Source organism: Gordonia sp. HS-NH1 (genome assembly GCF_001418765.1).
Lineage (GTDB): Bacteria > Actinomycetota > Actinomycetes > Mycobacteriales > Mycobacteriaceae > Gordonia.
In genome coordinates, this window is the sequence record NZ_LIYC01000003.1 from 97,559 (window position 1) to 120,083 (window position 22,525).

The window sequence follows — 22,525 nt, forward strand, 5'->3', positions numbered from 1 at the left end:
CCCGTCCGGCACGGGTGACTAGCATCGGCAGATGTGACCTCACTCGTGCCGGACGCGGTGAACCACTACTTCAGGTCGCGGACCGACGGGTCGGCCGGCGGGGCGGCTGCGGACCAGGTGGTCAGACACCTCGACGCCGCGCGGGTCCGTCGCCGGGGGCAGGCACTCGTCGAGGTGACCGCGGGTGAGGGCGGGACGGTCGAGATCCTCGTCGTCAACGACGACATGCCGATGCTCGTCGAAGCCGTTCTCGCCACCGTCGAGGCGCACGATCTCACCGTCGACCACATGGATCATCCCGTGATGCCGGTACGACGCGATCCCGACGGCACGCTCGTCGCCGTGGACACCGGCGAGACGACCTTCGAGTCGTGGATCGTCGTCAACGGTCTCGCACGACACCCCGGAATCGACCCGGAACCGCTGCGAGACGACCTGCGAGAGGTCGTCTCGCGGGTCATCGACGTCGATGCCGATGCGTCGGAGATGCGCTCCCGCATGACCGAGTGTGCCGCCGGGTTGGCCGATGCGTCGCGGCGCCGGACCGGGGCCGCCGACGCGGATCGCGGTGAGTACGCCGCGCTTCTCGAATGGTTCGCGGGCAACCACTTCCATCCGCTGGGCTATTCGCGGGTGGGGGTGGACGGGTCCGCCGACGACACCGAACGTCTCGGCGTGTGGCGAACCGACTCCATCGACCGTGACTTCCCGTCGGTGACCGACCAGCCGCTGGTGCCCAGGGTCAGCCGGGTGCTCGTCGCGACCGGCATCCAGCGTACGAATTTCCCTGTGCTCCTCCAGGTTCCGACGTTCGACTCGAGCGGCGAACACATCGGTGAGCAGCGGTTCCTGGGCACGCTCACCTCGGCGGGCAACCATCAGGCGGTCCTCGACGTCCCGGTGCTGCGGGGCAAGGTGCACGCCGTCCTCGCGCAAGCAGGCGTCGAGGAGGACTCCTACGCCGGGCAGTCGATGATCGAGCTGTTGCAGAACTATCCGCTGGTGGAGATGTTCTCGTCCACCGAGGACGAACTCGAGCGCCGCGTCACCGAGATGCTCGACGCGGTGGCGACCCGGTCCCTGCGGCTGTTCGTGCGCACCAACTTCGACGGACGCACCGCGGTCGCGCTCATCTATCTGCCCCGTGACCGCTACAACACCCACAGCCGGTTGGCCCTCGAACGCGCGCTGGTCGCCGAAGTGGGCGGGACCGCACTGGAATACACGGCGCGGGTCAGCGAGATGCCGTTGGCGTTGCTGCAGGTGCTGGTCTGCATCGACCCGGCGACCGCGGCCGAACTCGGTTCCCTGGACACCGGATCGCCGACGCACGCACGGATGCAGGCCGCGCTGGTCGCCGCGATCCGCGGCTGGGACGAACGGGTCCGTGAACTGGCCGTCGCCGACGAGATCCCGGGACTCGACGGCGGCCCGGATGTGCTGCTGCGCCACCTGTCCTCGTTGTCGGAGGACTACAAGGAACTCCGCGAACCGCGCGCCGCGCTCGCCGACCTCATCCGCGTCGTGGGCCTGCAACCGGGCGAGATCGACGTCACCCTCGACGCGGCCGAGGGTGACGGACAGCAGGACCGGTGGACCTTCACGCTCTACCTCTGCGGAGCGTCGGCAACACTCACCGACGTCCTCCCGGTGCTGCACAGCCTCGGGCTCGACGTACTGGAGGAGCATCCCTACGAGATTCACCGTCTCGATGAAACTGTGTGCTGGGCATACGAATTCAGCGTGCAACTCGCCGCCGGGATGACCGTGGACCTCGACCATTCCGACGATCTCGCGCAACGGTTCACCGAGGCGTTCCGGCGCATCTGGCTCGCCGGCGCGGACGTCGACGCCTACAACGAACTCGTCATCCGGGCAGGCCTGGACTGGCGGTCGGCGGCGATGCTGCGGGCCTACGGGCAGTACCTGCGCCAGTGCGGGTTCTCCTACAGCCCGGCTCACGTCGCCAGTGTCCTCGGCCGGCATCTCGCCATCACCCGCGGACTCGTCGACCTGTTCGTGGCGTCATTCGACCCCGACACCGCCGACGAGGAACGTCGGGAGCAGGTGCGAGACAAGCTCGACGAGGAGATCGGACTCGTGCTGAATCTCGACGCCGACCGCATCGTCTCCGCGTTCGCCGCAGTCCTCACCGCGACCGACCGCACGAACTACTTCGTCGGCGGCCGGTCCGCGGGCACCGACCACAGTCCGGTCATCTCGTTCAAGCTCCGCCCGCGCGACATCCCGCAGACCCCGAAACCCCGTCCGCTGCATGAGATCTTCGTGTACTCACCTCGCGTGGAGGGGGTGCACCTCCGATTCGGCTCGGTCGCTCGTGGTGGTCTGCGCTGGTCCGACCGGCGGGAGGACTTCCGAACCGAGATCCTCGGACTGGCGAAGGCGCAGGCGGTGAAGAACGCGGTGATCGTGCCGCTGGGCGCCAAGGGCGGTTTCGTCGTCAAGCGACCGCCGCCGCCCTCCGGTGACGCCGCGAAGGACCGGGAGGCGCAGCGGGACGAGGGGATCGCGTGCTACCGGCAGTTCATCGCCGGCCTGCTCGACGTCACCGACAACATCGACCTCACGACCGGAGAGGTGATCCCCGCCCGCGGTGTCGTCCGCCTCGATTCCGACGACACCTACCTGGTGGTCGCGGCCGACAAGGGGACCGCCTCGTTCTCCGACATCGCCAACGAGGTGTCGAAGTCGTACGGGTTCTGGCTCGGCGACGCCTTCGCCTCCGGTGGGTCGGCCGGCTACGACCACAAGGCCATGGGCATCACCGCCCGCGGGGCCTGGGAGTCGGTCAAGCGTCACTTCCGCGAAATGGGCACCGACACCCAGTCGGAGGACTTCACCGTCGTCGGGATCGGCGACATGAGCGGCGACGTGTTCGGGAACGGCATGTTGCTGAGCGAGCACATCCGGCTCGTCGCCGCCTTCGACCACCGGCACATCTTCGTCGACCCCGATCCGCAGGCGGCGACGTCGTTCGCGGAACGCACGCGACTGTTCGGACTGGCGCGCTCCTCATGGGCCGACTACGACCCGGAGCTGATCAGCGACGGAGGCGGGGTGTGGGAGCGTGACCGGAAGTCGATCCCGATCAGCGCGCAGATGGCCGAGACGCTGGGCATCGACGACGGCGTCGACGAACTCTCGCCTCCCGAGTTGATCCGCGCGATCCTTCTCGCCCCGGTGGACCTGTTGTGGAACGGCGGGATCGGCACCTATGTCAAGGCCTCGACCGAGTCGCACGGGAGCGTCGGCGACAAGTCCAACGACCCGATCCGCGTCGACGGAAACGAGGTGCGGGCCAAGGTGATCGGCGAAGGCGGCAATCTCGGGGTCACCGAGCGGGGACGTATCGAGTTCGACCTCGCCGGAGGTCGGATCAACACCGACGCCCTGGACAACTCGGCCGGTGTCGACTGTTCCGACCACGAGGTCAACATCAAGATCCTGCTCGACTCGGCGGTCTCCGCGGGCGAGCTCGACCCCGACGATCGGGATCCGCTGCTGGAGTCGATGACCGACGAGGTCGCCGAACTCGTTCTCGCCGACAACATCTCGCAGAACTCCGAACTCGGGTTCTGCCGGTCCTTCGAGCTGACACGCGTGGAGGTCCACGCCCGGATGCTCGAACACCTCGCGGCCAAGCGGGGCGTCGACCTCCGGCTGGAAGCACTGCCCGAACCGCGCGAGCTGCGCAGGCGAGTCGACGGCGAGCTGCACCGTGGTCTCACCTCGCCCGAGTTCGCCACGTTGATGGCGCACGTCAAGCTCGAGTCCAAATCCGACCTGCTGGCCACCGACCTGCCCGACAACGACGTGTTCGCGCCCCGCATCGCGCGCTACTTCCCGGACGCGGTGCGTGCGAGATACCCCGACGCGATCAGCGGGCATCGGCTCCGCCGCCAGATCGTGGCGACGACGCTGGTCAACGACGTGATCGACCACGCGGGCATGACCCATCTGTTCCGGTTGAGCGAGGGGAGCAGCTGCACCACCGAAGAGGGGGTGCGCGCATACGTGGTGTCCAACAAGGTCTTCGGCATGAACGAGGTCTTCGAGGGCATCCGGCACGCGCCCGCGCCGGTCGAGGCCGTCGACGAGATGATGCTCTATGCGCGCCGGCTGCTGTTCCGGGCCTCGCGGTGGTTGCTCGCCTTCCGGCCGCAGCCCCTGGCCATGGCCGCCGAGATCACCCGGTACGGCGAACGGGTGGCGGCGTTGTCGGCGGTCGCCGGCGACTGGTACGGACCGAGTTCGCGACGCGACGTCGCCGAGCGCGCCCAGACCTACGTCGATCACGGTGTGCCCGAAGATCTCGCCCACACCGTCGCGGCGAGCCTGCACCGGTTCTGCCTGCTCGACATCATCGACGCCGCCGAGATCGCCGACCGCGACGACAACGAGGTCGGCGAGCTGTACTTCGCGGTGATGGAACACTTCGGGCTCGAACAGCTGCTGACGGCCGTGTCGGGACTCGACTACGGCGACCGGTGGCACGCGCTGGCACGGCTGGCCGTGCGCGACGACATGCACGGTGCGCTGCGCGCGCTGACCCTGAAGATCCTCGAGGTCAGCGAACCCGAGGAGAGCCCGTCCGAGAAGATCGCCGAGTGGGAGTCCTCGCACTCCAACCGGCTGAGCCGGGTGCGCAGCGTGCTCCGTGAGATCGAGGAGACCGGGACGACGAGCCTGGCCACCCTGTCGGTGGCGGCGAGGCAGCTGCGCAGCGTGATCCGCTGACGGCGATACCGGCTGCACCCCTCCGATCCGCCCCTGCCCGTTTTCCGGTCGTCGGGTGTCGTGTCGGCATAGCCTGGGCCCATGACCCGAACCGCACCGCGCATCTGCCCGCTCTGCGAGGCCACCTGCGGGTTGACACTCAGCATCGACCGGGACCGCACGACCGGCCGCGAGATCGTCGTCGCGGCACGCGGTGACGCCGAGGACGTGTTCAGCGCCGGCTACCTCTGTCCGAAGGGCGCGAGTTTCGCGCAGCTCGACAACGATCCCGATCGCCTCGACCGGCCGCTCGTCCGGCGTGACGGCCGGCTCGTCGAAACCGATTGGGACACAGCGCTCGCGGCCGCCGTCGAGGGGCACGCCGAGGTGATCTCGACCTCCGGCGGCGAGTCCATCGGCTTCTACCTGGGCAATCCGTCGGCCCACACCGTCGCCGGCACGATGTATGCGCCGTTGCTCATCCGGGCCCTCGGCACCCGCAACGTGTTCAGCGCCAGCACCCTCGACCAGATGCCGAAGCAGGCGGCCACCGGTTATCTGGTCGGACATGCGGGGACCTTCGCCGTCCCGGATCTCGATCGCACGGACCACCTCGTGATCATCGGAGCCAATCCGGTGGTCTCCAACGGCAGCGTCACCACGGCCGCGGACTTTCCCGGGAAACTCACCGCACTGCGTCGGCGAGGCGGGCGCCTCACCGTCATCGACCCGGCACGCACCCGGACGGCCAAGCTCGCCGACACCCACCTCGCGCCGCGGCCCGGTACCGATGCGGCCCTGCTGGCCGCGGTCGTGCAGTGCCTGTTCGGCGAGGAACTCGTCGCCGACGATCTCGGTGGGATAGCCGCACATGTCACCGGGGTCGACGCGCTGCGCCGAGAGCTGGACCCGTTCACGCCCGAACGCGTCGCGCCGTTCTGTGGTGTCGCGGCAGCCGACATCCGGGCGCTCGCGCGATCGATCGCCGCATCCCCCTCGGCGGCCGTCTACGGCCGAATGGGCACCACGACAGTACAATTCGGCACACTGGGCAGCTGGTTGATCGATGTGGTCAACATCCTCACCGGCAACTTCGACCGGCCCGGGGGAGTGATGTTCCCGCTCGCTCCGACGGCGCCGTCGCCGCGCCCGGCCCGCGCCGGACGCGGCTTCCGCACCGGGCGCTGGCGCAGCCGGGTGTCCGGCCACGCCGAGGTCGGCGGCGAGCTGCCGGCCGTCGCGATGGCCGAGGAATTCGAGACACCCGGCGACGGACAGCTGCGCGCCCTGGTGACGGTGTCGGGGAACCCGGTGCTGTCGGCACCCAACGGCGGACGACTGGGGCGCGCACTCGACGACGCGCAATTCGTGGTCTGCGTCGACCCGTACCTGAACGAGACGACACGGCACGCGCACGTGCTGCTGCCGCCCCCGCGTCCGTCTCAGAGTCCGCACTTCGACGCCATCCTGAACAACCTGGCGGTCCGGGCCACCGCTCGCTATTCACCGCCGGTACTGCCGCTACCACCGGGCCGTCCCGACGAGATCGAGATCGTCTCCCGGCTGATCCTGGGACTGTCCGGCGCCGGGGTCGACGCCGACCCCGGGCTCGTCGACGAACAGGTCATCGCGGCGACTCTGGCCAAGGAGGTCACCGACCCGCATTCGCCGGTCGCAGGTCGCGAGGTCGACTCACTCGTCGCGATGCTGCCCGACGCACCGGGACACCAGCGCCGTCTGGACATGCTGCTGCGGGTCGGCGCGTACGGCGACGCCTTCGGCGAGCGGGACGGACTGACGTTCGCGGATGTGCTCGCCGCGCCTCACGGCATCGACCTGGGGCCGATGCGACCGCGGCTGCCCGGGGTGCTCCGCACGGCGTCGGGCAAGGTCGAACTCGTTCCCGATCCGCTCATCGGCGACCTCGCGCGTCTGTGGGCCGCCGTGGTCGCCGACGACCCGGCTCCCGTCGGTGACGGCAACCTGCTGCTGGTCGGCCGCCGTCATCTGCGGTCCAACAACAGCTGGATGCACAATCTGCCTGCGCTCACCGGCGGCACCAATCGCTGCACACTCCTGATGCACCCCGACGACGCCGACCGGCTCGGGATCTCCGACACCGCCAAGATCCGCGGCGCAGGCGGGTCGCTGACCGTTCCCGTCGAGATCACCACCGACATCCGGCCGGGCGTCGCCTCCCTGCCGCACGGCTGGGGCCACGATGTCGAGGGCACCCGGCTGGGCGTCGCCGCCACCGAGCCGGGGGTGAACGTGAACGAGCTGAACGACGGCGCGTTGCTGGATCCGCTGTCGGGAACCGTCGTCCTCAACGGTCTTCCGGTGGAGATCGCGCCTGCCTGACCTGGCCGAGGGGTGCGTAGGGTTGGACCGAGGCCGCCGCGAGGGCCGGCTTCGACGACACCGACCTGACAGGGGATGACGCACGTGCTCAACGAGGACGCCGGGACCACGACCGCCGATGGGTACCTGGTCAGGGTGCCGGTGCGGTGGTCGGACATGGATGTCTATGCGCACATCAACCATGCCCGGATGGTGACGCTGCTCGAAGAGGCGCGCATCCCATGGCTGTTCTACGACGGCCGGCCCACCGCACCCCTGCGCGACGGCTGTCTCGTCGCCGACCTGCATGTGAGATATCAAGCGCAACTGCGTCATTCCGAGGGGCCGATCGAGGTCACCATGTACGTGGAGCGGTTGCGTGCCGTCGATTTCACCGTCGGCTACGAGGTCCGGGCCGCGGGCGCGGACCCGGCGTCGAAGCCGGCCGTCGTCGCCAGCACCCAGCTCGTCGCGTTCGACGTCGCCGCGCAGCGTATCGCCCGGCTCACGCCGGAACAGAAGGAGTACCTCGCCGGATTCCGCCGTGTGACAGGGGAACCCGCCACGCGAGCCGACGGACCCAGCTGATGGAGCGGTTCATCGAGATCGCCTCGTCCGACCGATCCAACGCTCTCGCGTTTCTCGCGCATGCGGTGCGACTCGACGAGACCGCGGTCGTGCGGGTGGTCGCGCGTTCGGATGGTCTGGTCGCACTGTGGGCGCACACCGGATTCGACGTGCTGGCCACACGTTCGGTGACCGGCCGGGTCGCGCCGGCCGACATCGTGTGTGACGCCTCGACGTTGCGATCGGCCGTCGAGGCCGCCGTCCCCGGGGGCGCCGTCGATCCCGGCTTCTCGCTCGACAGTGCCTGGCGCGGTGCGCTTCCCGCCGCCGTCGGTTTCCGGCACATCGACGACGTCCCCGCGCGCAGCGTCGTCGAACTGTCCCGCGAGGGCGCACGGGTCGCCCGTGAGGAGGGCAGTGGGCACGGTCCCGCAACGGGTCTGCTCGATCAGGACGTCCTGGAAGTGACATCCGAGGAAGGTGCCCTGCGGGCCGCGGTGAGCATGAGGTCGGTCTTCGCCCTCACCGGTATGGGGTTCATCCGCGACGCGGCCGGACGGGCGGTCACCGAGACCTCCGACACCGGAGCGATCGCCGCCGACGAGCCGGTTCGAATCCGGATGTCCGCGGCGTGGATTCGGATCGACGCCCGCTTCGGGTCGGTGTACCAGCGTCGCCACCGCGATCTCGCGGTGACGGTCCTGAACTAGCCCGGCAGGTGGGCGGTCACACCAGCCAGGCCGCCGCGTCCGGCGCGAGCAGGCCGTCGACGAGAGGCGAACTGACGAGCAGCAATTCGCCGGGCGGGAGGGGTACCGGTACCTCGCCGGCGTTCAGTGCGCAGATCAGCTGCCCCTCGGAACGACGGAACGCCAGGCATCCTTCGGGAGCGCCGTACCACTCGATGTGCTCGCCGGCGAACTCCGGACGGGACACTCGCAGGTCGATGGCGGCACGGTAGAGCGACAGCATCGATCCCACGTCCTCGAGCTGGGCTTCGACGGTGAGCGCCTGCCACGAGGTCGGGATCGGCAACCAGGTCTCGTTCGACGCGCTGAATCCGAACGGTGGCTCGGTTCCCTCCCAGGGGATCGGCACGCGGCACCCGTCCCGGCCGCGTTCGGTGTGCCCGGAACGCTCCCACACCGGGTCCTGCAGCGCGTCGTCCGGCAGGTCGTCGACGTTGGGCAGTCCCAGTTCGGACCCGTTGTAGAGGAATATGGTTCCGGGCAAAGCCATCTCGACGACGAGCATCGCGCGTGCGCGCCGTGTGCCGCGTTCGAGGTCGAGTGCGCCGGTATCCGGATCGACCACCGCGTAGCGGGTGACCTCGCGGGCGACGTCGTGGTTGGAGAGCGTCCACGTGGGTGTGCCCGACACCGACAGCACCGCGTCGATCGAGTTCTCGATCGCCTCGCGGATCGCGCCGGATTCGAACGGCGCCTTGGCCAGCCGGAAGTTGAAACCGAGGTGCAGTTCGTCGGGCCGCAGGTACTCGGCGAAACGCTCGTTGTCGCTGACCCAGATCTCACCGACGTTGGCCGCACCGGGGTACTCGTCGAGGACCTTGCGGATCTTGCGGTGGATCTCGTGCACCGCATAGTTGTTGAAACGCGGATCGTCGTCGGAGTTCTGCAGGAGTTTGGTCGCCGACAGGTCCATGTCGGGCAGGTCGGCGGGTTTGGCCATCCCGTGCGCGACGTCGATGCGGAAACCGTCGACACCCCGATCGAGCCAGAAGCGCAGTGTCTTCTCCAGATCGGCGAAGACGTCGGGGTTCTCCCAGTTCAGATCCGGCTGTTCCTTCGCGAAGATGTGGAGGTACCACTGGCCGGGCGAGCCGTCGGCCTCGGTCACACGTGTCCAGGCGGGGCCGCCGAAGATGCTGTGCCAGTTGTTCGGCGGCTCGTCGCCGTTGTCGCCGCGGCCGTCCCGGAAGATGTACCGCTCCCGTTCGGGACTGCCGGGGGCCGCCTCGAGTGCGGCTCGGAACCACTCGTGCTGGTCGCTCGTGTGGTTGGGGACGAGGTCCATCGTCACGCGGATGTCGCGCTCGTGGGCCTCGGCGATGAGGTCGTCGAACACATCGAGATCGCCGAAGAGGGGATCGATGTCGCGGGGGTCGGCGACGTCGTAACCGTGATCGGCCATGGGGGAGGCCATGATCGGACTCAGCCAGATGGCATCGATTCCGAGGAGTTCGAGGTAACCGAGTTTGTCGATGACCCCGGCGAGGTCGCCGATCCCGTCGCCGTCGAGATCGGAGAAGGAGCGCGGGTAGATCTGGTAGAACACCGCGGACTTCCACCACGAGGTGTCGGACGGATCCAGCTGCGGGACAACGGGCGGTGTGACCGGTGTGTCAGCGGCCACGACGGCCGCGTCGGTGACCGACTCATCGGGGGTCGGCTCGTCGAGCGCATCGACATCGGACTCGATCGCGCCGTCGTCGTACGGCGCGTCCTCGGGCTGGCCCACGTCAGATGACTCGGCGGGGACAACATCTGGTGTCTCGTCGCTCACCGTGGTCATTGTGCCCTACCTGAGTTTTCTCGGAGAAATCCAGGTCAGTCGGCGAGTCGGGCGGCGTGTCGGGAGGGAAACCGCTCTCAGATGGGCGAATTCATCATCGATTGCGCCGCCATCTCCATGTAGTCGATCAACGCTCGGCGGTGCGGGGCGTCGAGGGTCTCCTCGTCGATGGAGGCGATCGCGGTGTGCATGCAGCGCAGCCACGCGTCCCGTTCGATCGGCCCGACGCGGAACGGATTGTGGCGCATGCGGAGCCGGGGGTGGCCCCGCTCGTCGGAGTAGGTCCGCGGACCGCCCCAGTACTGCTCGAGGAACATCCGCATCCGGCGTTCGGCGGGGGCGAGGTCTTCCTCGGGATACAGCGGGCGCAACACCTCGTCGCGCGCCACCTCGGTGTAGAACACAGCGGTGAGGCGCCGGAACGTCTCGGCGCCGCCGACCTCGTCGTAGAAGGTCCGCGCGGGGGTTTCCGGCGCCGGTGGGGTCGGAGGGGATGTGTTGGGTTCGCCAGTCACCTACGCCATTGTCCTCACCCCGGCCGCACCTCTCAACGTCGCGCCGGTTCCAGGGCTCTGAGCTGGCCCGACACCGCGAAACGGTTCCCACGGAGACCGCCGCCGTGATGGACTTGTGCTCGTCGGAGTGGTGGGAGGCGATAATGACGCACAGATCACACGCGAGGGCGACACACGGCAGGGCGAGGTCGCGGGCAACGGGCGGTGCGACACCGATGCGGGACGTCGACACCGAGGAGAACGCGACCGGTACCCGCACCTGGACACGTCGTCGGGTGCTGCTCCTCAATGCCACCTACGAACCGCTGACGGCCGTCACGGTCCGGCGTGCCGTCGTTCTCGTGCTGCGCGGTCGCGCGGACCTCGTGCACGCCGACGAACACGGCGGTGCGATGCACTCGGTGGGTACCGCGGTCCCGATCCCGACCGTGGTCCGGCTCCGGAAATACGTCCACGTGCCCTACCGGGCGACGGTCCCGATGACCCGGGACGCACTGATGCGTCGGGACCGGGCGCGGTGCGGCTACTGCGGTGCACGGGCGACGACGATCGACCACGTGGTCCCGCGGAGCCGGGGCGGAACGCATACATGGGAGAACTGCGTCGCGTGCTGTGCGTCGTGCAATCACCGCAAGGCGGATCGCCTCCTCGGGGAGCTCGGGTGGGCGCTGCGTACGGTTCCGACCGCGCCGAAGGGCAGGCACTGGCGGTTGCTCGCGACGATCAAGGACATCGATCCGGCCTGGCTCCAGTACATCGACTCCGGCGCTGCGTGAGGCGTCGTGGAGGCCGCGCGGGGGCGCCTCGCGCGTCTACGACGCGCTGTAGGCCCCGGTGCGCCGGGCGGTGTTCGGTGGGTTAGATTGATCAACGATGACCTGCGCCGACAACCGGGCGGGTCCGGCGCGACCATCGAAAGGGTGACATGGACGTCGACAGCCTGATCGTCCCCATCGGAGTGCCAGTCACGATCGTGACGGTGCTCTTCGTGCTGCTCTGTGTTGTCGCGATGGTGTTCTCCTCGGGGGTCAAGTACCCGAAGGTCAAGGAGTACACCCTCGACCAGCAGTGGGAGCATGCACCGCTTCTCTTCAGTGCCACCGACATCGAACCGATGGCACTTCCGCGGCACGCGGAACCAAGCGACGTTGACGGGAGTTCGGCCAGTGGCAAGTGGTGAGGTTACGCACGCGAATGTGAGCGCAGAGGTCGCGGCCCGTTCGGCCGCCGAACTGCCGGTGGGCGCGGTGTTCACCAACAGCGGCCGCATCTCCGCGGCTCGCTACCCCGGTGACTCGCCGACGACGCCGCCCTTCAGCAAGCGGGACCTGATCGCGCTCGACGACACGCTCAAGGCCGCCAGCGAGAAGGCCCTCGTCCGTTTCTCGGTGTACATCGGTGACCTCGACGGCGACGTGGAGGCCAGTGCCCGCGAGATCCTCGCGAAGTCGCCCGAGCCCGCGTACGGCACGCTGATCGCCGTGTCGCCGAACTCGCGCGACGTGGTCATCGTCTCCGGCAGTTCGGTCTCCACCCGCGTGAACGATCGTGTGGCGGCCCTCGGCGTCACCGCCGCGGTCACCGGTTTTCGTCAGGGCAACCTGATCGACGGGCTGATCGCCTCGCTGCGGGTGATGGCCACCGCGGCCGCCGCCGGCTGACCCGCCCTTCTGCACAGACCACGAGGCCGCCCCACCTTCCGGTGGGGCGGCCTCGTCGTTGCCGTGGTGTCCGCGTCAGTGGGTGAGGACCTTCTCGTGTGCACCTCGCGCGGTGGTGGCGTCCGACTCGAGTTCGTCGTCGACCATGTTGGTCTCGTCGAACGGGTCCCGGCCCGACAGCACATCGTCGACGCGCTCCTTGTCGACGGTGCTGGTCCACGAACCGACGAGCAGGGTCGCGACCGCGTTTCCGGAGAAGTTGGTGACCGCGCGGGCCTCCGACATGAACCGGTCGATACCGACGATGAGGCCGACGCCGTCGAGCATCTCGGGGCGGTGGGCCTGCAGTCCACCGGCGAGGGTGGCCAGTCCCGCACCGCTGACGCCGGCGGCACCCTTGGACGCGATGATCATGAAGACGAGCAGGCCGATCTGCTCACCGATCGACAGCGGGTCGCCCATCGCATCGGCGATGAAGATCGACGCCATGGTGAGGTAGATGGCGGTGCCGTCGAGGTTGAAGGAGTACCCGGTCGGCACCACGACGCCGACCGTGGTCTTCTCCACGCCGAGGTGTTCCATCTTCGCGATGAGGCGGGGCAGCGCGGACTCCGACGACGAGGTCGCGAAGATGAGCAGGTACTCGCGGGCGAGGTACCGGACGAGCTTGAAGATCGAGACACCCGACACCGTCCGCAGCAGCACGCCGAGCACGCCGAACACGAACACCAGGCAGGTGAGGTAGAAGGCGAGCATCAACGTCAGCAGCTGCTGGACCGCCGCCCAGCCGGTCTGGCCCACGACGCTGGCGATGGCGCCGAACGCGCCGATCGGGGCCACCCAGAGCACCATCGTCAGCACCTTGAAGACGAGCTTCTGGAAGTAGGAGACCGCGGTCAGGATCGGTTCGCCGGTCCGGCCCATGCTCTGGATGGCGAACCCGACGAGGAGTGCGACGAAGAGGGCCTGCAGCACACTGCCCTCGGTCAGCGCGGACAGCATCGAGTCCGGGATGATGCCCTGGATGAAGTCGAGCGTTCCGCCGGACTCGTGTGACTCGTCGGCCAGCTCCTGCCCCTTGCCCGACACCGAATCGATGTTCAGGCCGTCGCCCGGCTGGATGATGTTGCCGACGACCAGGCCGATGGCCAGTGCGACCGTCGACATCGCCAGGAAGTAGACGAAGGCGAGGCCGCCGACCTTGCCGACCGTCGCCGCCTTGCGGACCGATCCGATGCCCAGGACGATCGTGCAGAAGATGACCGGCGCGATCATCATCTTGATGAGGCTGACGAACATGGTGCCGAGCACGCCGAGGTCCTTGCCGACGCCGGGCGCGACGAGACCGACCACCACACCCGCGACCACCGCGATGATGACGCCGATGTAGAGCCAGTGGGTACGGTCCCGTTTACCGCGTGGGGGCGCGCCGGCCGTATCGTCAGGCGTGGTCGCGATCGGATCGGAACCTTCTCCGGCCGGTGAGCCGCCGGACCTGCCTCGAATGTTCATCGGTGATTCTCTCCTCATACACCTCGGACAACAGTGATTAGGATTGTGGCCCGACGGGGTGACGCGGGTCACGATTGTGTTCATTACGTTCAGACAGGGAACGAGGTCGGCAGGGATGCGGTGGTACCCGCGAACGCTCGCCGGACAGGTCGCGGCCCTCGCGCTGTCGGTCTTCGCGGTGGTGGTCGTCGCCGAGAGCGTTCTGGCGGCCGTCGATGCCCGCATCGACGCAGACCGAGCGGCGCGGGCCGAGGTGACCGCCGTGGCGGTCAGCCTTGCGGAGTCACCGTCGACCGTCGCGGCACTGACGTCCCCGGACCCGAGTGCGGTGCTCCAGCCGGTGACCGAACGCGTCCGCGCGGCGACCGGGATCGCCTTCATCACCGTGCTCGCGCCGGACCGGACCCGCTTCACCCACACCGACCCCACGCGGATCGGCGAACCGTATCTGGGCAGCATCGACGCGGCGCTGCGAGGGCAGACGATCACCGAGAACTACACCGGCACCCTCGGACCGTCCATCCGCACGATCGTCCCCGTCCGCACGCCGGGCGGACGCGTCGTGGGGATGGTCGCGGCGGGGATCACGCAACGCACGCTGACATCGGCGTGGCGTGGCCAGCTGCCACTGATCGCCCTCGCGGCGTTCGCGGCCCTGCTCACGGCGGTCGGCGGCGTGTGGTGGATTCGGCGACGGTTGCTACGGCAGACCGGTGGCCTCGCGCCCGAGGAGCTGAGACTGATGTACGACCATCACGACGCCGTGCTGCGGTCCGTGCGGGAGGGGCTGGTGGTGGTGGAGGACGGGCGACCCGCCCTCGTCAACTCCGAAGCGCAACGCCTGCTCGGCATCGAAGCCGACGCGTCGCCCGACGAGCTGCCGGCCTTCCTCACCGACGGCGACGAGGAGACAGACGTGACGTATGCGGACCGCGGCCGAGTGTTGCTCGTGAGCCGTTCCCCGGTGTCCGGCCGACGGCGGTCGTCGGTGGTGACCATCCGGGACCGCACCGAGCTCGCGGAGGCGATGGGTGAACTCGACTCGATGACGCGGTTCGCCGAGGCACTACGGTCCCAGGCGCACGAGGCCGCCAACCGATTGCACACGATCGTCGCGCTCGTCGAGATGGGACGGCCCGACGAGGCGGTCCGCCTGGCGACCACCGAGTTCGAGTTGTCCCAACAGCTCATCGACCGGATGACCCAGGCGGTGGCCGAGCCCGCGCTGGTCGCCCTGCTGCTCGGCAAGACAGCGCAGGCGGCCGAACGCGGCATTCCGCTGTCGTTGACCGAGGAGTCGCAGGTCAGCGACGCCGGCACCGGCATCCTCACTCCCGGCGAGATGATCACGGTGGTGGGCAACCTGATCGACAACGCACTGGATGCCTGCGACCCGGCCGACCCATGGGTCGAGGTGACCGTCGTCGGGGACGACCGCGTGCTCGACATCATCGTCGCCGACAGCGGAACCGGCATGGACGCCGAACTGTTCGCCCAGGCGACCGCCCGGGGCTACTCGACGAAGTCGGGTGGCGACGCCGCCGGCCGCGGGCTCGGGCTCGCCCTGGTCGCCCAGGTCGTCGCCCGTCGACACGGCACGATGACCGCCGAGAACACCTACGGCTCGGTCATCTCGGTGCGCGTGCGCGCCGACGAGCGGGCGGGCACACCGTGATCCGCGTCCTGATCGTCGAGGACGAACCGGTGATCGCCGAGGCGCACCGGGACTACCTCGCCCGTCTGGGGGGATTCGAGGTCGTGGGCGCCGTGTCCACGGCGCAGGAGGCGCTGCGGATGGCCGGCGCCGGGCCCGTCGACCTGGTCCTGCTCGACCTGGGCCTGCCGGACGCCCGCGGGGTGGACCTCGCCTCCGCGCTGTCGGGTGTACGCCCGGCGCCCGATGTCATCGCGATCACCGCACAGCGCGACCTCGCGACCGTCCGGAGCGCCATGTCGCGCGGAGTGCTGCTCTACCTGCTGAAACCGTTCACCTTCGCGGCGTTCCGAGAGAAGATCGAGCAGTACCTGCGCTACCGCGAGGCGCTCACCGGTGATGCCGACGCGGTCAGCCAGCGCGACGTCGACCGTGCGCTCGCCGAATTGCGCACGAGCGACACCCGCCGGTCGGCGAAGAAGGGGGCCGCGCCGCAGACCGAGGACGCGGTGAGCCGGGCGGTCCGCGACAGCCCCGACGGACTCACCGCCTCCGAGGTCGCCCGCGCCCTCGGATCGTCGCGGGTCACCGCATGGCGCTACCTGGAGCGGCTCGCCGACGACCACGTCCTCGACCGCGACACCGAATACGGCTCGGCGGGCCGCCCGCAGGTGCGATACCGGTGGCGACGACGCTGACCGCAGGTCTGCCGGCTCAGCCCTCCTGTGCGTCGAAGGCGCGTGCTCGAAGCGAGCGTGCCACGCCGTCACGACCCTCGGAGATCAATCGCTTGAGCGCGGACGGATGGTCCCCGGACAAGAACTCCTCGGCGAGGTCGAGGGCCTGCTGCGACATCGCCCAACTCGGGTACAGACCGACGACGACGGTCTGCGCGACCTCGCTGGACCGGCGTGCCCAGACCTCCGGTACGGCGGCGAAGTACTTCTCGACATAGGGCTCGAGGAGTTCGCCCTGCCCGGGGCGGGCGAACCCGCCGATCATGGTGCGGGTGTACACGTTCGAGAGCGTGTCGTCCTCGACGGCGCGAGTCCAGGTGTCCGCCTTGGCTTCCGCGAGCGGACGGGCCGCCCGCGCCAGTGCCGCCGACCGCGTACCGGTCGCGGTGTTGTCACGCTCGGCCTCGGCGTCGATGACCGGGGTCGACGCCGGATCGGTGTCGATGGCACCAGCGGTCGCCAGGGCGGTCACCAGCTTCCACCGCAGATCGGTGTCCACGGCGAGACCGTCGAGGCCGTGCTCGGCGGGGTCCGCACCGTCGAGCAGTGCGCGGGCCACCTCGGTCTCGTCGTCGTTGATCCGGCCGGCCAGCCACGTGTTGACGAACGCGAGCTGATGGTCGGAGCCGGCATCGGCGGCGCGGGCGAGCTCGAGCATGCGAGCGCTGAACCCCGGGCGGCCCGTCGTCGCCGCCCACTCGGGGTCGGCGTAGGACTCGATGGCTGTCGTCGCCTGCAGCAGGACGCGTTGCACGACACCGATTTCCGACTCGGCGGCGATTCCTCGGCGAACGAGTTCGACGAAATCGCGGGCCCGCATCTCGGCCTGCCGGGTCATCTCCCACGCCGCCGACCAGACCAGGGTGCGTGGCATCGGATCGCTGATGTCGCCGATCCGTGCGGTCGCGGTCGCCAGCGACTCCGGGTCGAGTCGGACCGAGGCGTAGGTCAGGTCGCCGTCGTTGAGCAGCACCAGATCTCCGCGGTGCACGCCGACGAGATCGGCGACATCGGTGCGCTCACCCTCGATGTCGAGTTCGACGCTGCGGGTCTGCTCGATGGCACCGGATCCGTTGTCGGCGTAGACGCCCACACGCAGACGGTGGACCCTGGTCTCACCGGCGCCGGGGGCGGCACCGTCCTGGACGATGGTGAACCGGGTGAAGGCGCCCGAGTCGTCGACCTCGAAGTCGGGTCGGATGACGTTGATGCCGGTGGTGCGCAGCCATTGGGCGCCCCAGTCCGACAGGTCGCGGCCCGACGACTTCTCCAGTGCGCCCAGGAGATCGGCGAACGTGGCGTTGCCGAACTCGTGCGCGGCGAAGTAGCTGCGCAACCCGGCGAGGAAGTCCTCGAGACCCACATAGGCGACCAGCTGCTTGAGGACCGATGCGCCCTTCGCGTAGGTGATGCCGTCGAAGTTGACCTCGACGGCGGCGATGTCGGGGATGTCCGCGGCGACCGGGTGGGTCGAGGGCAGCTGGTCCTGGCGGTAGGCCCAGGACTTCTCGACGTTGGCGAACGTCGTCCAGGCGCTGGTGTACTCGGTCGCCTCGGACTGGCACAGCACCGATGCGAAGGTCGCGAAGGACTCGTTGAGCCACAGGTCATCCCACCACTGCATGGTGACCAGGTCGCCGAACCACATGTGCGCCATCTCGTGCAGGACCGTCTCGGCGCGACGCTCGTAGAGGTATTTGGTCACGCGGGACCGGAAGACGTAGTCCTCGAGGAAGGTGACGGCGCCCGCGTTCTCCATCGCACCGGCGTTGAACTCGGGGACGAACAGCTGGTCGTACTTGCCGAAGGGATAGGGGATTCCGAAGTTCTTGTGGTAGAAGCCGAATCCCTGTTTGGTCTCGGTGAACAGTCGCTCCGAATCCATGAACTCGGCCAGCGATGCGCGGCAGTAGATGCCCAGTGGGATGTCGCCGTGCTCGTCGGAATAGACGTCGGTCCACTCCGCGTAGGGCCCCGCGATGAGCGCTACGAGGTAGGTGCTCATCGGGACGGTCTCCTGAAAGCGATGCACCACAGCCGATGTGGCGGCATCCGGGTCACCGGGAGCTTCCGCGTGCGCCGCGTTGGAGATGACCTTCCAGTCCGCGGGAGCGGTGACGGTCACGGTGTAGGTCGCCTTGAGGTCGGGCTGATCGAAGCACGCGAACATCCGCTTGGCGTCGGCGGTCTCGAACTGGGAATACAGGTAGACCGAGTCGTCGGACTGGTCGACGAATCGGTGCAGCCCCTCGCCGGTGTTGGAGTAGGCGCAGTCGGCGACCACGGTGAGCGTGTTGTCGGCGGCGAGGCCGGACAACGGGATGCCGATCGACTCGTCGAAGCCGGACACGTCGAGGTCGGTGCCGTTGAGGGTGGCCGAGATCAGGGTGGGGGCGACGAGATCGACGAACGTCTCACTGCCTTCCGACGCCGTGAACCGCACCGTCGTCGTGGATCGGAACGTCTCGGTCCCGGGGGCGCCGGAACCGTCGGTGAGGTCGAGCTCGATCTGGTAATTCGACACGTCGAGAATCGCTGCGCGGTCGCGGGCCTGGTCTCTGGTGAGGTTCGGAGCAGTCACGCAGGCCAGCTTATCCAGGTGCGGACGCGGGCGGCGCTCAACGCAACCCGGCCGGGTTCAGGATCGCCCGGGCGATCGCCTCGAGGTCCTCCGCGACCCCGGGCCTGGACCGCAACCGTGGCGACTCGATGACCTCACAGGTGAAGCCGAAGAGCGCCTGCACGAGCGCATTCGCGTCAGCCGCCGTCAGCAGTCCGTTGCGGGATCGGATCGCGTCGATCCATTCGGCCCGATAGTCCGCCTGCGCGTTCAGCAGTCGCGTCTGCTCGGCGTCGGGAAGGTACATCAGGTCGCGGGTGAAGACCGGCATGATGCGACCGTGTTCGCCCAGCGAATACTCGACGAACACCCGGATCAGCGCGTCGAGTGCATCGCCGGCGACGACACGGTCCAGAGCGTGGCCGGAGACATAGAGAATTCCCTGGACGCCGCGCCACAGGACCGCCAGGAGCAAATCGGATTTGCCGGAGACCTCTTGGTACAGGGTCGCGATGGAGACGTCCGCGGTCCGCGCGATCTCGTCGATACGCACGTCGGGGAATCCACGCTCGGAGAACAGTCGGGTGGCGGCGTCGAGTATCCGCTCGCGGCGGGCGGCGGGGCGCCGGCGCGCGGGTGGGGTCTGGTCACCGGTGTCCGGACCGCGCGCCCTTGGCAGCTCGCAGGTGATGAGCGAGTCCGCCACCGCTCGCTGAACCTGCTTGAGGCGGGCCGGCGGAAGTGAGCCGCGCATGCCGGAGGTGTTGGAGAACACGCTGAGCAGTGCCGCACTCAGCACCTCCGCGGCCGCCGGCGAGAGGTCGGGCCGCGTGGCGACGATGAGCGAGGCGACATGCTCGCTCAGCTCATCGAAATACTCTTTCATCACGTCGAGTTCGGCGTGCTGCAGATGCCGTTGTTCGCGGCGCCACAACGTCGAGACGTCTCGATGCGCGGTGAGGTCGCCGAGCCCGTCGAGGAGAAGGGAGAGCTGGTCGCCCGGCGAACGGCCGCGGCTCTTCGCGTCGGCCATCAGTTGGGCGACGAGCTCCACCTGGGTGGTCAGGGCCTGCGAGAGAATGTCGTGTTTGCCGGGAAAATGCCGATAGACTGCCGGGCCGGTGAGACCGACGGCGGCGCCGATCTGCTCGATGCTGACGTTCCGGAACCCGGCCTCCTGGAAGAGCTTTGTGGCGGCCCGGACGATCTGTGCCGATCTCTGCCCGACGGATCTGGGTACGACCGGGTGGCCGCGCCGATCTGCCCGGATCGGCTGATCCGGATCAGACGGTGGTGGCAGCGACATCCCGGGTCCTGTTCCTCGGCGGTCCATGCACCATCTCACATCACGCCCGGCCCGGGCGGTGCGTATCCCCAGCCCCGCGGCCGGCTGTCCGACGCACCCGGGAACAGTTCGGCGCACCGCGATGTTGAGGCGTCCGACGGCGGAACCGGCCGGACGGCCGGCGCCCGACAGACAGCCGACTCTCGAGAGGACGTTCCAATGTCAGTGCAGGCCCAGACCACCGACCGCGTCGATTTCTGGTTCGACCCGCTGTGTCCCTGGTGCTGGATCACCTCGCGCTGGATTCTCGAAGCCGAGCAGGTCCGGCCGATCGAGGTGAACTTCCACATCATGAGCCTCGCTGTCCTCAACGAGGGCAAGGACATTCCCGAGGAGTACCGCGAGGGACTCAAGCACGCCTGGCGTCCCGTCCGCGTCGTCGCGGCCGCCGCCGCGCAGAAGGGGGACGAGATCCTCGCGCCCTTGTACACGGCGATGGGCACCCGCATCCACAACCAGGGCATCAAAGACCTCGACGAGGTCATCGCCGGTGCGCTCGACGAACTCGGTCTCGACGCCTCGCTCGCGGAGGCCGCCGACGGCACCGAGTTCGACGACACCATCCGCGCGAGTCATCACGCCGGCATGGACAAGGTGGGCGACGATGTCGGCACGCCCACCATCCACGTCAACGACGTCGCGTTCTTCGGCCCGGTGTTGTCCCGCATCCCGCGCGGTGAGGACGCCGGGACGGTCTGGGACGGTGCGCGCGCGCTGGCGTCGTACCCGCACTTCTTCGAGCTCAAGCGCACGCGTGACGAGGACCCGCAGTTCGACTGACCGGTCCGGTTGTGCCGCAACGGACCCCCGCGTCAGAAACGGGGCGGGGGTTCGATGCCGTTGGGGAGTCCGCCGGGCGCGAGGACGGCCGGGTGTGGTGCCGGTGGCACCGCCACCACGTTCCCGCTGCCCACACCGCGGACGATCCGGCGCGGACGCAACAGCATCGCGCCCGCACGGGTCCGGTCGCGGAGAGCGGCCGCGCGCCAGGTCAGCACCGGATGCGACGACATGGCGTTGGTCAAGAAGGTGAAGAAGCCGCGCTCGTGGGTCGCCCGGTCGGCGAACTGGTCGAAGTCCACCGCCGAGAGCATGTATTTGCCCGCGGCCAGGACTCCGATGGCGCCGGGTGCGCCACCGGGTCTGGCGTAATACCCGTAGTTGTCGGCGCTGTATTCCTGCGCGCGGGACAGCGCGGCCCCGAGGACCGGGATGTTCATGCCGACGATCGTCGAGAGCTGTCGCCAGTACGAGGTGTGCCCGGCGGCGATGTGGCCGACCTCGTGGCCGATGATGAACTCGAGTGCCTGCGGGTCCCGGGCCGCGCCACCCACCTCGAACAGGTCGGAGTACACGACGACGAATCGTCGGAACCCGTGCCCGGAGGCGAACGCGTTGATCGCGCCGTTGCCGAGGACGACGTAGGCGTCGGGCACGTATTCGAGGCCGAAGCGCGCCGCGGCCTCGACGACCATCCGATGCCCGTCCGGGAACTGGGTCGGCGTCATCTGCACACCGTTCACCCGTGGAGACGCGTAGGTCAGACCGCGGATCACGAAGAGCAGGAGCGGGAACAGCAGCGCACCCAGCAGGAGCTGGTCGAGCATGCCGAGCGCCACGAGCACGATGATCGCCGCGTATCCCAGCACCGTCGCGAGGATGACCACCACGAGTGCGGGGATCTCCCAGGGATGGAGCCGAGGCCTCGCCGCGTAGTGGGCCGGACGCAGCCACCGACGGGCGGGGTCGGCGGGAGCAGGTGGTGGCGGGTCGGCGACACCGGGCACGTTCGGGATCGGCGCCCCGGAGGCGGGTGCGCCGCCGTTCGGCTCGCGGGGGATGGGCAGGGGCGTGTCCACGCCCTCAATCTATAGTGGCGCCATGCGTGTCTATCTCGGTGCCGACCATGCCGGATTCGAACTCAAGAACCAGATCGCCGATCATCTCGCGGCGACCGGCCACGAGGTCGTGGACTGTGGAGCCCATGTGATGGATCCCGCCGACGACTACCCGGCGTTCTGCATCGCCGCCGCGTCCCGGACCGTCGCCGACCCCGGCAGCCTGGGAATCGTGCTGGGCGGCAGTGGCAACGGCGAACAGATCGCCGCCAACAAGGTTCCCGGTGCCCGCTGCGCACTCGCCTGGAGCGTCGAGACCGCACAGCTGGCCCGGCAGCACAACAACGCGCAACTCATCGGAATCGGTGGCCGGATGCACAGCACCGACGAGGCGCTCGCCATCGTCGACGCCTTCCTCGCCACCCCGTGGTCGGAGGAGGCGCGGCACCAGCGTCGCATCGACATCCTCGCGGAGTACGAGCGCACCGGTGAGGCTCCCGAGGTGCCGGCGGCCCCGGCCCAGTAGG

At 68.8% G+C, this 22,525-nt stretch carries 17 protein-coding genes; 11 read left to right on the plus strand and 6 right to left on the minus strand.

What is annotated here, in order from left to right; genetic code table 11:
• Nucleotides 1-33: 33 nt before the first annotated feature.
• From AMD30_RS03855 to AMD30_RS03870, 4 genes are all read left to right on the plus strand, one after another.
• A complete protein-coding gene (locus AMD30_RS03855) occupies nucleotides 34-4,758 on the plus strand; it encodes an NAD-glutamate dehydrogenase (RefSeq protein WP_055474759.1) in 4,725 nt (1,574 codons plus the stop codon).
• A gap of 81 nt (nucleotides 4,759-4,839) precedes the next feature.
• Nucleotides 4,840-7,098: a molybdopterin-dependent oxidoreductase gene (locus AMD30_RS03860; RefSeq protein ID WP_055474760.1), complete on the plus strand. Its 2,259-nt coding sequence runs from the start codon at nucleotides 4,840-4,842 to the stop codon at nucleotides 7,096-7,098.
• Nucleotides 7,099-7,173: 75 nt separating this feature from the next.
• On the plus strand, nucleotides 7,174-7,665 hold the full coding sequence (locus tag AMD30_RS03865) for an acyl-CoA thioesterase (protein WP_010841647.1): 492 nt from the start codon (nucleotides 7,174-7,176) through the stop codon (nucleotides 7,663-7,665).
• Nucleotides 7,665-8,354, plus strand: a complete 690-nt coding sequence (locus AMD30_RS03870) for a hypothetical protein (protein WP_010841646.1) — start codon at nucleotides 7,665-7,667, stop codon at nucleotides 8,352-8,354. Before AMD30_RS03865 ends, AMD30_RS03870 begins: the two co-directional genes overlap by 1 nt.
• Before the next feature lie 16 nt (nucleotides 8,355-8,370).
• Here AMD30_RS03870 and AMD30_RS03875 read toward each other — a convergent pair whose 3' ends face one another.
• Both AMD30_RS03875 and AMD30_RS03880 read right to left on the minus strand, forming a co-directional pair.
• A complete protein-coding gene (locus AMD30_RS03875) occupies nucleotides 8,371-10,176 on the minus strand; it encodes a glycoside hydrolase family 13 protein (protein ID WP_084817189.1) in 1,806 nt (601 codons plus the stop codon).
• Between the two features lie 77 nt (nucleotides 10,177-10,253).
• Nucleotides 10,254-10,691, minus strand: coding sequence for a globin (locus AMD30_RS03880; RefSeq protein ID WP_010841643.1), 438 nt, complete (start codon nucleotides 10,689-10,691; stop codon nucleotides 10,254-10,256).
• 215 nt (nucleotides 10,692-10,906) lie between these two features.
• Here AMD30_RS03880 and AMD30_RS03885 point away from each other — a divergent pair, with 215 nt between their 5' ends.
• From AMD30_RS03885 to AMD30_RS03895, 3 genes are all read left to right on the plus strand, one after another.
• Nucleotides 10,907-11,467 (plus strand): HNH endonuclease, encoded by a 561-nt coding sequence (locus AMD30_RS03885; protein WP_055474761.1) that lies wholly within the window; start codon nucleotides 10,907-10,909, stop codon nucleotides 11,465-11,467.
• 149 nt (nucleotides 11,468-11,616) lie between these two features.
• Nucleotides 11,617-11,871 (plus strand): aa3-type cytochrome oxidase subunit CtaJ, encoded by a 255-nt coding sequence (gene ctaJ / locus AMD30_RS03890; RefSeq protein ID WP_004019594.1) that lies wholly within the window; start codon nucleotides 11,617-11,619, stop codon nucleotides 11,869-11,871.
• A complete protein-coding gene (locus AMD30_RS03895) occupies nucleotides 11,858-12,352 on the plus strand; it encodes a DUF5130 family protein (RefSeq protein WP_193363240.1) in 495 nt (164 codons plus the stop codon). Before ctaJ ends, AMD30_RS03895 begins: the two co-directional genes overlap by 14 nt.
• A 75-nt stretch (nucleotides 12,353-12,427) precedes the next feature.
• Here AMD30_RS03895 and AMD30_RS03900 read toward each other — a convergent pair whose 3' ends face one another.
• Nucleotides 12,428-13,864 carry a C4-dicarboxylate transporter DctA gene (locus AMD30_RS03900; RefSeq protein ID WP_010841640.1) on the minus strand — a complete coding sequence of 479 codons (1,437 nt, stop codon included), beginning with the start codon at nucleotides 13,862-13,864 and terminating at the stop codon, nucleotides 12,428-12,430.
• A gap of 115 nt (nucleotides 13,865-13,979) precedes the next feature.
• Here AMD30_RS03900 and AMD30_RS03905 point away from each other — a divergent pair, with 115 nt between their 5' ends.
• Together AMD30_RS03905 and AMD30_RS03910 are read left to right on the plus strand one after the other, a co-directional pair.
• Nucleotides 13,980-15,539: a sensor histidine kinase gene (locus tag AMD30_RS03905; protein ID WP_055474762.1), complete on the plus strand. Its 1,560-nt coding sequence runs from the start codon at nucleotides 13,980-13,982 to the stop codon at nucleotides 15,537-15,539.
• Nucleotides 15,536-16,216, plus strand: a complete 681-nt coding sequence (locus tag AMD30_RS03910) for a response regulator (RefSeq protein ID WP_010841638.1) — start codon at nucleotides 15,536-15,538, stop codon at nucleotides 16,214-16,216. Before AMD30_RS03905 ends, AMD30_RS03910 begins: the two co-directional genes overlap by 4 nt.
• A gap of 16 nt (nucleotides 16,217-16,232) precedes the next feature.
• On the opposite strand, the gene pepN is transcribed toward AMD30_RS03910, so the two are convergent.
• Nucleotides 16,233-18,836, minus strand: a complete 2,604-nt coding sequence (gene pepN, locus AMD30_RS03915; protein ID WP_014926423.1) for an aminopeptidase N — start codon at nucleotides 18,834-18,836, stop codon at nucleotides 16,233-16,235.
• Nucleotides 18,837-18,873: 37 nt separating this feature from the next.
• Entirely contained in the window at nucleotides 18,874-20,121 is a 1,248-nt protein-coding gene (locus AMD30_RS03920) for a TetR/AcrR family transcriptional regulator (RefSeq protein WP_055474763.1), read from the minus strand.
• 198 nt (nucleotides 20,122-20,319) lie between these two features.
• On the opposite strand from AMD30_RS03920, the gene AMD30_RS03925 reads away from it, so the two are divergent.
• Entirely contained in the window at nucleotides 20,320-20,940 is a 621-nt protein-coding gene (locus tag AMD30_RS03925; RefSeq protein WP_010841635.1) for a mycothiol-dependent nitroreductase Rv2466c family protein, read from the plus strand.
• A 32-nt stretch (nucleotides 20,941-20,972) separates the two neighbouring features.
• Here the strand turns inward: AMD30_RS03925 and AMD30_RS03930 are convergent, their stop codons facing one another.
• Complete coding sequence (locus tag AMD30_RS03930) at nucleotides 20,973-22,019, minus strand: M48 family metallopeptidase (RefSeq protein ID WP_010841634.1); 1,047 nt, start codon at nucleotides 22,017-22,019, stop codon at nucleotides 20,973-20,975.
• Nucleotides 22,020-22,041: 22 nt separating this feature from the next.
• Here AMD30_RS03930 and AMD30_RS03935 point away from each other — a divergent pair, with 22 nt between their 5' ends.
• A complete protein-coding gene (locus AMD30_RS03935; RefSeq protein ID WP_010841633.1) occupies nucleotides 22,042-22,524 on the plus strand; it encodes a ribose-5-phosphate isomerase in 483 nt (160 codons plus the stop codon).
• Nucleotide 22,525 lies beyond the last annotated feature (1 nt).

Coding starts and splice junctions, on each gene's coding strand:
- AMD30_RS03920 (WP_055474763.1), bottom strand. CDS start 20,121: ATGTCGCTGCCACCACCGTCTGATCCGGATCAGCCGATCCGGGCAGAT.
- AMD30_RS03925 (WP_010841635.1), top strand. CDS start 20,320: ATGTCAGTGCAGGCCCAGACCACCGACCGCGTCGATTTCTGGTTCGAC.
- AMD30_RS03935 (WP_010841633.1), top strand. CDS start 22,042: ATGCGTGTCTATCTCGGTGCCGACCATGCCGGATTCGAACTCAAGAAC.
- AMD30_RS03900 (WP_010841640.1), bottom strand. CDS start 13,864: ATGAACATTCGAGGCAGGTCCGGCGGCTCACCGGCCGGAGAAGGTTCC.
- AMD30_RS03865 (WP_010841647.1), top strand. CDS start 7,174: ATGACGCACGTGCTCAACGAGGACGCCGGGACCACGACCGCCGATGGG.
- AMD30_RS03905 (WP_055474762.1), top strand. CDS start 13,980: ATGCGGTGGTACCCGCGAACGCTCGCCGGACAGGTCGCGGCCCTCGCG.
- AMD30_RS03885 (WP_055474761.1), top strand. CDS start 10,907: ATGCGGGACGTCGACACCGAGGAGAACGCGACCGGTACCCGCACCTGG.
- AMD30_RS03870 (WP_010841646.1), top strand. CDS start 7,665: ATGGAGCGGTTCATCGAGATCGCCTCGTCCGACCGATCCAACGCTCTC.
- AMD30_RS03860 (WP_055474760.1), top strand. CDS start 4,840: ATGACCCGAACCGCACCGCGCATCTGCCCGCTCTGCGAGGCCACCTGC.
- AMD30_RS03875 (WP_084817189.1), bottom strand. CDS start 10,176: ATGACCACGGTGAGCGACGAGACACCAGATGTTGTCCCCGCCGAGTCA.
- ctaJ (WP_004019594.1), top strand. CDS start 11,617: ATGGACGTCGACAGCCTGATCGTCCCCATCGGAGTGCCAGTCACGATC.